Source organism: Luteimonas sp. 8-5 (assembly GCF_029763755.1).
In the GTDB taxonomy this organism is placed as follows: Bacteria; Pseudomonadota; Gammaproteobacteria; order Xanthomonadales; family Xanthomonadaceae; genus Cognatiluteimonas.
This window is the reverse complement of record NZ_JARUVM010000190.1, coordinates 1-401: the sequence shown is the minus strand read 5'-3', so window position 1 is coordinate 401 and position 401 is coordinate 1. Positions and strand designations below refer to the sequence as shown.

Annotated in this window: 1 pseudogene; it reads right to left on the bottom strand. The window is 74.6% G+C overall.

The features are described 5' to 3' along the window. A pseudogene (locus tag QAA18_RS12865) lies at positions 1-401 on the bottom strand (hypothetical protein); the annotation flags it as partial.

Below are 401 nucleotides of genomic sequence, written 5' to 3'. Positions count from 1 at the left end.
GCGCCGGTGTGGGCGCGGGTGCGGCGGGCGCAGGTGAGACAGGTGCGGGCTCGCCCTCCCCGGGTGGCGGCGCATCCCAGTCGATGACCGGCGGCGGTGCCGGCTCGCGCGGCGGGGCGGGACGGTCTTCGACCGGCTCGCCGGAAAGCAGCGCCTTCATCTCGTCGCTGAGGTCGCCGAAATCCAGGTCGCCGTCGGCTACGTCGAAGCTGGCGGTGTCGTCGCTTTCGTGGTCGGTGGCCGGCACGTCGTCGAGGGTGAGTTCGATCGATGGCTCCTCGTCGACCGGCTCCGGCTCCACAGGCTCCAGCGCGACGGGCGCAGGTGCAGGCGGAGGCATCGGCGGAGCAGCGGCCGCTTCGGCGGTGCCGGTGCGCGTCGGCGGGGCGCCATCGTCGCTG